This window comes from Paracrocinitomix mangrovi (assembly GCF_019740355.2).
Lineage (GTDB): Bacteria > Bacteroidota > Bacteroidia > Flavobacteriales_D > Crocinitomicaceae > Paracrocinitomix > Paracrocinitomix mangrovi.
In genome coordinates, this window is sequence record NZ_CP091819.1 from 2,210,291 (window position 1) to 2,221,785 (window position 11,495).

General features: G+C 36.3%; 6 protein-coding genes. 4 read left to right on the plus strand and 2 right to left on the minus strand.

Annotated features, from left to right (window positions below):
- Positions 1 to 26 precede the first annotated feature (26 nt).
- The 4 genes from K6119_RS10145 to K6119_RS10160 all read left to right on the plus strand — a co-directional run bounded on the left by K6119_RS10145 (position 27) and on the right by K6119_RS10160 (position 8,403).
- Positions 27 to 5,795 (plus strand): HYR domain-containing protein, encoded by a 5,769-nt coding sequence (locus tag K6119_RS10145; RefSeq protein ID WP_237827988.1) that lies wholly within the window; start codon positions 27 to 29, stop codon positions 5,793 to 5,795.
- A 5-nt stretch (positions 5,796 to 5,800) separates the two neighbouring features.
- The gene (locus K6119_RS10150) at positions 5,801 to 6,751 is read left to right on the plus strand and encodes a PorP/SprF family type IX secretion system membrane protein (RefSeq protein ID WP_221838735.1); all 951 of its coding nucleotides are present in this window, start codon (positions 5,801 to 5,803) and stop codon (positions 6,749 to 6,751) included.
- Between the two features lie 22 nt (positions 6,752 to 6,773).
- The gene (kdsB, locus tag K6119_RS10155) at positions 6,774 to 7,496 is read left to right on the plus strand and encodes a 3-deoxy-manno-octulosonate cytidylyltransferase (protein ID WP_221838736.1); all 723 of its coding nucleotides are present in this window, start codon (positions 6,774 to 6,776) and stop codon (positions 7,494 to 7,496) included.
- A 67-nt stretch (positions 7,497 to 7,563) separates the two neighbouring features.
- Complete coding sequence (locus K6119_RS10160) at positions 7,564 to 8,403, plus strand: pseudouridine synthase (protein WP_221838737.1); 840 nt, start codon at positions 7,564 to 7,566, stop codon at positions 8,401 to 8,403.
- Here the strand turns inward: K6119_RS10160 and K6119_RS10165 are convergent.
- Positions 8,400 to 9,182, minus strand: coding sequence for a hypothetical protein (locus K6119_RS10165; RefSeq protein WP_221838739.1), 783 nt, complete (start codon positions 9,180 to 9,182; stop codon positions 8,400 to 8,402). The genes K6119_RS10160 and K6119_RS10165 overlap by 4 nt on opposite strands.
- Positions 9,183 to 9,217: 35 nt before the next feature.
- Positions 9,218 to 11,479, minus strand: a complete 2,262-nt coding sequence (locus K6119_RS10170) for a glycosyl hydrolase family 18 protein (RefSeq protein ID WP_221838741.1) — start codon at positions 11,477 to 11,479, stop codon at positions 9,218 to 9,220.
- Positions 11,480 to 11,495 lie beyond the last annotated feature (16 nt).

Here is an 11,495-nt window from a genome sequence, read left to right on the forward strand (position 1 = left end):
TCTGATCCTGGAGTTGAGTTTAGTGTTTGTGCACTTATACTGCTCCGGTTGGAGCCGATAACTGTCCTGGCTCTGTTACGGCTATGACTGCTGGTCAGGCTTCGGGTACTATTTTCCCTATCGGTACTACTACTGTTACTTATCAGGTTACTGATGCTTCTGGGAACACGGCTCAATGCTCATTTGATGTTACTGTTAATGATAATGAAGCTCCTACTATTTCTTGTCCAGCGGATATTACTTTAAGTAATGACGGTGGTGCTTGTGGAGCGATTGTATTTTATTCGCAACCTACATTTAATGATAACTGTCCAGGTTCTACTCTGACTTTAACAGCTGGACAGGCATCTGGTACTTTATTCCCTATTGGTACTACTACCGTTACTTATCAGGTTACAGATGCTTCTGGGAACACAGCTTCTTGTTCGTTTAATGTCACAATTAATGACGTAGAAAATCCATCAATTACCTGTCCAACAAATATCACCGTAAATAATGATCCGGGATTATGCGGAGCTGTTGTTTCATATACAACACCTGTAGGTACGGATAACTGCCCAGGAGTAGTAACTAGCATGATTGCTGGTCAACCAACCGGAACTGTGTTCCCTATTGGAACTACAACCGTTACATATCAAGCCGTTGATGCATCTGGAAATACTTCTCAATGTTCATTTAATGTGACCGTAATAGATAATGAAAATCCAACAATTACTTGTCCTGCAGATATAACTGTTAACAACGATCCTGGAATTTGTGGAGCAACAGTTACCTATACAGCACCTGTTGGTTTAGATAATTGCCCTGGATCTACAACAACTATGATCGCAGGTCTTGCATCTGGTTCATTATTCCCAATTGGTACTACAATTGTTACTTATCAAGTTACAGACGCTTCAGGAAACACAAGTCAATGCTCATTTAATATTGCAGTATTGGATAGTGAGAATCCAACAATTACCTGTCCTGCAGATATAACAGTAAATAATATTACTAATGTTTGTGGTGCTACTGTAACTTATACTTCTCCTGTTGGTATCGATAATTGTCCAGGAGCGACAACTGTAATGACTACTGGTTCTATTAGCGGTGCACTATTCCCTGTTGGAGTTACAACTCAGACATTTGTAGTAACAGATGCTTCTGGAAATACTGCTCAATGTACTTTTGATGTAACTGTTCTTGATGTTCAAAATCCGGTTATTAATTGTCCAGCTGATATAATTGTAAACAATGACCCTGGTTCTTGTGGAGCCATTGTCACCTATACAATTCCTAATGGAACTGACAATTGCCCTGGAGCAACTACTATTATAACTGCAGGACAGGCTTCTGGAACTTTGTTCCCTATTGGTACTACTACTGTTACTTATCAGGTTACTGATGCTTCCGGAAATAGTACAACTTGTTCATTTGATGTAACCGTTAATGACAACGAAAATCCAGCCATTACATGCCCTGCTAACATTACCGTTAACAATGATCCAGGGGTTTGCGGTGCGTTAGTAACATATACTACACCAACAGGTACAGACAATTGTCCAGGTTCTACAACTACAATGATTGCAGGACAGGCTTCTGGAACTGTTTTCCCAATTGGAACTACAACGGTTACTTATGAAGTTGTAGATGCCACAGGAAACAGCACAACTTGTTCGTTTGATGTAACAGTAATTGATAGTGAATTTCCAACAGTTTCATGTCCGGCAAACATCACTGTAAATAATGACCTAGGAGTTTGTGGTGCTGTAGTAACTTACATAGCTCCAGTTGGTGCTGATAATTGTCCTGGCTCAACTACAACTATGATTGCAGGTCAAGGATCAGGAAGTGTATTTCCAATTGGCACAACTACTGTAACTTTCGAGGTGATTGATGCATCTGGAAATACTACCACTTGTTCATTTGATGTAATAGTAATTGATAATGAAAACCCAACAATTTCATGTCCAGCAGACATTATAGTTAACAATGACCCAGGAGTTTGTGGTGCTATTGTAAATTATACTACTCCAATTGGTTCTGATAATTGCCCGGCATCAGTAACAATAATGACTACAGGTTTAGCATCAGGTTCTGTATTTCCAATTGGAACAACAACTGTAACTTATGAAGTAACTGATGCTTCTGGAAACATAGCCTCATGTTCTTTTGATGTTACTGTTAACGACAATGAAGCGCCAACAATTACTTGTCCAGCTGACATTACAGTAAACAATGACCCTGGTGTTTGTGGTGCTATTGTAACATATACTTTACCAAATGGATTAGATAACTGCCCTGGGGCCACCACTATTTTAACTGCCGGACAAGCTTCAGGAACATTATTCCCAGTGGGAACAACTACAGTTTCTTATCAAGTAACTGATGCCTCAGGAAACACAGCATCTTGTTCATTTGATATTATTGTAATTGACAATGAAGTACCTACTATTACTTGTCCACCGGATCAAAATGATTTTTATGACGCAAACTGTGAGCATACATTATTAGATTATACATCATTGGTTAGTTCTTCAGATAATTGTGGTGTAGCTTCGGTTGTACAGTCACCTGCACCTGGAACAATTTTAACAGCTGATCAATTAATCACAATGACAGCAACAGATGTAAACGGAAATACGTTTGATTGTACTTTTAATTTATTCCTAGCAGACAGTACTAGTCCTTCAATAATTTGTCCTCCTGATCAAAATGATTTCTTTGATGCTAGTTGTCAATTCACTGTACCTGACTACACTCCATTAGTGGTAACAGCTGATAACTGTGGTATAGTAACAGTAACTCAAAACCCGGTTCCAGGATCAACAATATCTGGGGCAACTAATACTATTACATTTACTGCAGATGATGGTAATGGAAATACATCTGTTTGTTCAATCAATCTATTCTTAGCAGATAGCACAAGTCCTACAATTACATGTCCTGCAGATCAAAATGTAGCATTTGATGCAAACTGTCAATACACATTACTAAATTATACTGGAATGGGATCAAATGGCGACAATTGTGGTCCAATAACAATCACTCAAAGTCCTATAGCAGGAACTGTCATTACTGATACAACTACCATTACATTAACTGCAACAGATGCAGCTGGAAACTCTTCTAGTTGTACGTTTAACGTTAATCCATCTGACCAAACTATACCTACAATTGCGTGTCCTCCGAATCAAAATGTTTATTTAGATAACAACTGTCAATTCACTCTTCCAGATTACACCGGATTAGCAGTGGCAGCAGATAATTGCGGACCAATAAGTGTTTCTCAAAACCCTCCGGCTGGTACTGTAATAGTAGTTAATACTACAGTGACGTTCTCAGTAGTGGACGGAGCTGGAAACATAAACAATTGTTCATTTACTGTAATTCCAATTGATACAATTGCGCCAACTATTACTTGTCCTGTTGATCAAGTTGTTTCATTGAGTCCAACATGTGATTATACTATGACAGATTTTACAGGACTTGCAGTAACAGATGACAACTGTGCAGTTGCAAATACCATTCAGTCTGTAACTGTAGGTACAATAATCACTACAACTACTGCTCAAACGTTCACAGTTTCTGATAATTCTGGAAACACTGCGAGTTGTACGTTCAACATTATTCCTGTTGATGACACACCACCATCATTGACATGTCCATCTAACCAAAATGTTAACTTCAATAATAGCTGTCAACATTTTATGTTAGACTATACTTTTATGGTAGCTAATGCGGATAATTGTGGTCCAATTACATTATTACAATCACCATTACCTTCAACGGTTATTTCGGATACAGTTACTGTTTATATGACTGCTATTGATGGAGCCGGAAATGTTGCTACTTGTAACTTCCAGGTGAATCCTTCAGATAATACACCTCCGGCAATTGTATCATGTTTAAGTGATCAAAATGAATATGTAGGATTGAGTTGTAAATACACAATCCCAGATTACACCGGAATGATTACAGCGATAGACAATTGTGGATCATACACTGTCTCTCAATCTCCAATACCTGGAACAGATGTAAGTACAAATACTACAATAACAATGACTGTAACTGACGGAAACGGAAATAGTAGCACTTGTAATTTTGATGTATTGTTAACTGACACTATTTCTCCTACCATAGCTTGTCCTCCTACTTCAATAGATGTTTATTTTGATGTGAATTGCCAATATCAAATCGTTCCTTTTGATTCATTAGTGACTCCATTTGACAATTGCGGTACTACCTTTATATCACAACTTCCTGCTGTAGGAACTATTATAGACACCAATCAGACAATGACAATGATAGTTACAGATGCAACTGGAAATACAGGTCAGTGTCAATTTAATTTGATTCCTCAAGATACAATTGCTCCGGTTATAGGATGTCCAGGAACACAAATCGCATATCTGGATACCAACTGTGAAGCATTCTTAGGAGACTACACAGGTTTAGCGAATACAACTGCGAACTGTGAGGCTGTTTTAGTGACTCAGGACCCTCCTCCGGGAACTCAAATCAATGGAACAACTACGGTGCTTTTATATGGTGCAGATGCAAGTGGTAACATCTCTTTCTGCTCGTTTAATGTTGTTTTAGATGATACAATTCCTCCAACAGTGACTTGTCCGGCAGACATTTATACATGTTTCAACTTAGTAACTTTTACACCTCCTCCTGGAAATGATAATTGCGGACCAGTAACTGTTACAAGAATTACCGGTTTACCTACTGGAAGTACTTTCCCTGATGGAAACACAGTGATGACTTATGTAGCGGAAGATGCATATGGAAATACGGACACCTGTTCATTTAATATATTCGTATTTACTACACCAGTTGGAAGTCCGGCTGTTACTCAAATTAGCTGTTACGGAGAAACAGATGGATCAGTTGATTTAACAGTGAATTTAGGTAATCCTCCTTTTACTTATGAATGGTCAAACTCTGCAACTTCTGAAGATATCTTTGGATTATCTGAGGGAACTTATTCATGCATAATCACAGATGTTGAAGGATGTAAGGATACTGTTGAGATTGATATTATTGAACCTGATTCCTTGTATGTTGATGAAACCGTGACCCCAATAAGTTGTTATGGAGAAATTGATGGAAAAGTCTTTGTTGTCGTTAATGGTGGTACCTTCCCATACTCTTATAACTGGTTAACATCAGGTGCAGGTAACAGTGCAAACGGACTAGGTGCCGGCGATTATACTTTAATTGTTACAGACTCCAGAGGTTGTCAGGTAACAGAAACATATACCATTACAGAACCAGACTCAATTTCTATCGATTCAGAAGTTTCCTTCTATCCTGAAAGTGGATATCAAATTTCAGTTGAAAATGGATCTGATGGCTGGATAGACATTACTCCTAGCGGTGGTAATCCACCTTACTTGTACAACTGGGATAATGGAGGTATAACAGAAGACTTGGAAAACCTAATTGCCGGGACTTATACAGTAATAGTTACGGACACTAATGGTTGTGAACAAACGGCAACATTTGTACTAGATCAACCACTTGCACCGGTATTCTTTACAGGACTTACACCGAATGGGGATGGTTATAACGACTTATTCATCATAGAAAATTTATTCAGATATCCAGATAATACTTTAACTATTATGAATCGTTGGGGAGATGTAGTTTACCAGGCTGCACCATATAACAATGATTGGGATGGAACACCAAACAGAGGAATAGTTATTTACGGAGATAAAGTGCCAGAAGGATCATATTATTATGTTTTTGAACCTGTAGCAGGCTCAAAAACCAAAATGACTGGTTACATAGTAATTAAAAGATAGTGCGTATGAGAATAACAATATCATTGATAGTGTTGCTGATTAGCTTTAGTGCTACGGCTCAAAATCGCGTGAATTATAGTCAATACATGCACAATCACCAGATTTTTAATCCAGCCTACATAGATCAAACCAACAATATTGGAGGATCGGTTTTATACAGGAACCAATGGATGGGTATTGACGGCACTCCACAATCATTTATTGGAGATGTGTATTATGGATTTAGAGGTCATAATTTCAATCTTCAATTTTTATATGATCAAATCACCGTTTTCAAGCATCTTGAAATTGGAGGATCATATAGCTATGCAATAAAACTTGGTAGAAATACGCAAATGGCATTTGGAATGAAAGCAAGTTTTAATCAGCAAACTGCCAACTATGATCAATTGACATTTTATGACGGTGTTGATCCACAAATGGGAGGAACTGTTAAAAATATTGGTGTCAATTTTGGTGCAGGAATGTTTGTTAGAAGCAAACATTGGCACGTTGGATTTGGAGCACCTTATATCCTGAATAATGAAGTAATTGATCAAAACGATAAACTATTTAACAGTTTCCAGTATCAACATTTCTTTTTAACCGGTGGTTATAGATTTGTGGATGACTATTACTTTAAATTCTATCCAACTGCCATGATCAAATGGACCAAAGGAGCTCCACTAGCCGCAAGTATTGATATGAATTTCTTGTTAAGCGAGCGTTTTTGGCTTTCTGGAGGATATAGAATTGATAATACGATTATTCTTTCGGCAGGAATTATCCTATGGAAGGATTTTAAAATCATTTATTCTTACGATTTAGGTTTAGGGAAAGTAAATAGATTTGGAGGAATGACGCATGAATTGTCTCTAGGTTACGGTGTTTCTATGTATAGAAACTCATTTGTAAAAAGAAAATTTGTGAAACGAAACGGATGGCGTAAGAAAATACGTAGATCACGTTGGAAGTAAATCATTCTTATCTTCGCATATCATGAAAGTATTAGGTATTATTCCTTCCAGGTATGCGTCTAGCCGTTTTCCGGGTAAACCATTGATAGATATCAATGGAAAATCAATGATACAAAGAGTCTATGAAGGATCTATAAAATCAAAATTGATAGATCAAGTCATTGTTGCAACAGACGATCATAGAATTTTTAATCACGTGCAATCTTTTAAAGGTAAAGTGATGATGACATCTGAAAATCATCAAAATGGAACCGAACGTTGCGGAGAAGTGATTGAAGAATTTAGTGATTATGATGTTATTATTAATATCCAGGGAGATGAACCTTTAATAAAAGCCGAACAACTAGATGCTTTAATTGATTCTTTTAACAATCCTGAAGTTCAAATTGCAACATTGATTAAAAAATTGAATGACCAAAAAGAAATTCAAAATCCCAACAGGATTAAAGTAGCTCTTGATAAAAAACATAACGCACTTTACTTTAGTAGAAGTGTAATTCCTTACGGTGTCTCAATACAACATTATAAGCATATTGGAATTTATGCATGGAGAAAATCCATACTGAAAGAATTACTAAAACTTGAGACCACAGAGATTGAAAAATCTGAGTCATTAGAACAACTAAGATGGTTATTTAATGGTTATCAAATCAAATGTATTGAGACAACCATTGAAACACCCAATGTAGATACACCTAAGGATCTTGAAAAAGTAATTCACCTTATTGAAACACAAAATCTATAAGTTTTTTGTCAGTATATGCTGAAATCTAAATAAAGTCTACCTTTGTGCTTCCAATTTAAAAGAGGATATGGCTGATCAATCAAATAAAGGAGGGAAAAAACCCGTGAAGAGACTGGCAATGAAGGGAAAATCAAAGCCAAAAGGAGATTTCTCAAAACCAAAAAAGAAAAAAGGTGATCCTCTTCCGTCATTCAGTGATGAAGTTAGGCTGAATAAATATATTGCAAATGCAGGAATTTGTTCAAGAAGGGAAGCAGACGTTTTAATTAAAACCGGCGTAGTAGAAGTGAATGGTAAAACCATCACTGAAATGGGTTATAAAGTTAAACCCGGAGATGAAGTTAGATATGATGGTGCCATCATTAGAGCGGAAAAAAAACAATATGTATTGTTAAATAAGCCTAAGAACTTCATAACTACAATGGAAGATCCTCAAGGTAGAAAAACAGCCTACGAATTGGTTGCCAAAGCCTGTAAAGAAAGAATATATCCTGTTGGTAGATTGGACAGAAACACTACCGGTTTATTGTTATTTACAAATGATGGTGATTTGGCTAAAAAATTGACTCATCCTAGATATCAGGTTTCAAAACTTTACCATGTGTCTTTGAATAAACCAATTGATGTTGACACACTCAACTCACTGACACAAGGAGTAACTTTAGATGACGGTTCATTTGTAAAAGCTGATAAGGTTGAATTGATTGCAGATTCAAAAAACAAAGAAGCCGGAATTGAATTACACTCAGGAAAAAACAGAGTTGTAAGAAGAATGTTTGAAGCTGTTGGTTTTACTGTTGTTAAATTAGACAGAGTAAAATTCGCACATCTTACTAAAAAAGATTTACCTAGAGGAGAATACAGACATCTTACTGAAAAAGAGGTGAGTTTTCTAAAAATGAGCTAATTCCTCTTTTCAAAAGGAATTAAAATTACGTTTTCTGCTGGTTCTTCATAACCCATAGAATATTCAATTAGGTATAACCAATAGTGATTTCCTAATGGAGATTTTATAAATCCATGAATTTCATAAAAAAGGTAATCTGTATAATTACCAAAAGTATCCATTGCCCAGCCATCTGCATTTAAAGCGTTTGTTTTTGAATATATAGCACGTTTTGATTTACCAGTGAAACGGATATAAATGTTGATCAATTCATCCATTCTAATCCCTCTTTCTTTAGAAGTATCTTTTTCAACTGTTATTTTAAAACCAAAATTTGAGCTAATTTCTATAGGTTTTACAGCTTGTTTCAAATCCCTTTTTATACCATACAAATCCATTAATTTGATAATGGTATCTTTATTTTGAGCCCAGTATTTGTGTTTAAAAAAGCTGTATCCCCAAAACAATGAATCTTCCGCTTCATTAGGAATTTCTTGTTCATTGTAAGAAATGGTGTCTTCCTCAAAATTATAAGTAGTGCCCATTGAAAACTCAGGAACCCCATTTCTGTTCTTATGAATGATAAAATTAAAGTCATAAATCTCCGCACCTCCCATAACATTCATATCCTGATAGATATAAGCAAAGTGACCTTCTTTAGAGTAACCTAGAGGATAAATTACGGTGTAGGCATTTTCGTCATACTTCCCCACAATTTCTACATGAGGTGCAATCGTATCTACTTGTGAAAAAGCAGAATTGAGCAAGCATCCAAATAATATTAAAAGAATTAACCTCATGCCGGATTTTACAGCAATAAGTTAGCCAAATTCAATTACTTTTTAATCAGTAAGTGATTTTCTGTACCCTCCGTTGTTAGAATTTCCAAGATATACGTGCCTGCAGCAAGTTTTGATAAATCAGAAATAACCTTTAGTTCTGAAGCCACAGCAGAAGATTCATATATCAGTTTTCCACTTGCATCCACTAATCTTATTCCTTTAACTGCACTTAAGTCTCCTTGTAAAATTATTTGATCAATAAACGGATTTGGATACACCCCAAATAATTTAAAATGTTGATCTGACAATCCTACATTATCAATAACCTGAACAGTTTGAACAAGGGTGTCATTTGGACAAACACCATTAAAACTTATTAATGTAACTATGTAATCTCCGGCAGCAGCATAATTATTCCATGGATTAGCATCTGACGAAGTATTTCCATCACCAAAATCCCATTCATAAATACTGGCATTGGTAGAATTATTAGTAAAATAAATCGCAGAATTTGGCATAGTCACTGGACTATTACTTGTAAAATCTGCAGTTGGTTGTCCTGTAACGTTCACCGTTATTTGTTGCGTCATTGTATTTGTATCACCAGCATCAATAGCGTTTAATGTCACATTGTATGTCCCAGAAGCAAAATATGTCACTAATGGGTCTGTATCTGTGCTTGTAGCAGGCGTTCCATTCTGAAATTCCCAATAATAAGATGATGATGCTGTAGAAGTGTTAGTAAACTGAATTGTTTCTCCCTGACAGAAAGTAGTATTTGTAGGCAAGGTGAAATTAGGTTGAGGATTTGCTGCTACACAAGTATAATCAGCATTCCAACCTGCACCTACTGTAGCACCGTCTGATTTCCAATAGAATGTAATATCTCCAGTTGATGTAGAAAAACTTCCAGGTGAATTTGTACCCGTATAAGCTCCAATTAAAGGTGAGGCTGTAGAAGCACCATCATAAATGAATAAAGTATCATATCCTACCTCAACACTAAATGAAGTAAAGTTTAAGTCGATACTTGTAGCACCATCAGGTGAAAGCGTCCAGGTATAATCCTCATCATTGTAATAGTTCTTAGTGGGTCCACCAAAATCATGAATTGTTCCGGAACAAGGATCCACTTTACAATCAGTCAAGTTGTTTTCAATGGCTGTCCATAACTCATTGTATCCATTGTCATATCCTAATGCCCAAATTCCAATTCCAGCTATTCCAGATTGATTAATGTGTTGTAATCTTTTGTCAAATCCATTCTCCAAAGTAATAAAACACTGTTTGTTTCCTCCACTGTTGAACGCGTAAATATCCGTGTAGCTATCTGCATCCCAGGTATAATTACCCGTCGAATAATTTCCGCTTGTATTGTTTTTAACATAAGCAAATGTTCGGGCTACTCCTGAACCGGTTGTAGATGAAGGAATATTCAAATCATTAGTCGGCCATTCATATCCATAATATGGGAGTCCCATTACTAACTTATTGGACGAACATCCTTGATCTAAGTAGTAAGTAATTGTCTTTGACAAAGTGTAATTGTAAGTTGATCCAAAATGATACAATGGATCACATGGGCCTGTGTTTCCACTTCCTTGATAGTAATAAGCATATCCCATTACTATAAAATGATCTACCACCGGATCCATTATTTGAAAATCAAAAACGTTACTCCAATCAACAGCATATAAAACTGTGCTCACTTCTGAACCTGGAATTGCCGTGTGCATTTGGTTTGATAGATCCACCATAAAGTTGGCAAAATTGGTTTTTTGAGCAGCAGGTAATCCTTCAAAATCAATATTTACACCATGCGCTCCCCTATCCTGAACCAATGTAATAAGATTAGAAATTAAGTTTTGTTTAGCTGTATTGTTTGTTAAAAAAGTAGTTAAACCCGTTCCTCCAAACAATGTAACACAAAGTGTCACCTTCACATTATTTGCCAAAGCAGAGTCAACGGCATCTGAAGTTGCCCAACCATGCGTAGTTAAAGGATTTCCTGTATTGGCATCAACTTCATATGAGAAAAAAGAAAAGTGGCTAAGCAGGTTCCAATCATAATTATTGTAGGCAGATCCAACCCAATATGGATGCCAACCATATACTACTTTGTTAAGTGTACAGGTAGAACTTCTTTGATCAGCAAAATCATACTTTTTTGTATTGACATTTTGCTCATACCATTCGGTAGATTTTTGTTGTGCATTATAATATACTTGCTGTTCATGATGAATAGAAGTAAATTGTTGTGCATTGAGATGGTTGAAAAATAATACAACTGTCAATAGTAAGATGAGCTTTTTCATTAGGTTCAAAATTTTG

Bases quoted from the DNA above. Each gene is read 5' to 3' on its own strand.
- K6119_RS10160 (WP_221838737.1), top strand. From the start codon at position 7,564: ATGGCTGATCAATCAAATAAAGGAGGGAAAAAACCCGTGAAGAGACTG.
- K6119_RS10170 (WP_221838741.1), bottom strand. From the start codon at position 11,479: ATGAAAAAGCTCATCTTACTATTGACAGTTGTATTATTTTTCAACCAT.
- kdsB (WP_221838736.1), top strand. From the start codon at position 6,774: ATGAAAGTATTAGGTATTATTCCTTCCAGGTATGCGTCTAGCCGTTTT.
- K6119_RS10165 (WP_221838739.1), bottom strand. From the start codon at position 9,182: ATGAGGTTAATTCTTTTAATATTATTTGGATGCTTGCTCAATTCTGCT.
- K6119_RS10150 (WP_221838735.1), top strand. From the start codon at position 5,801: ATGAGAATAACAATATCATTGATAGTGTTGCTGATTAGCTTTAGTGCT.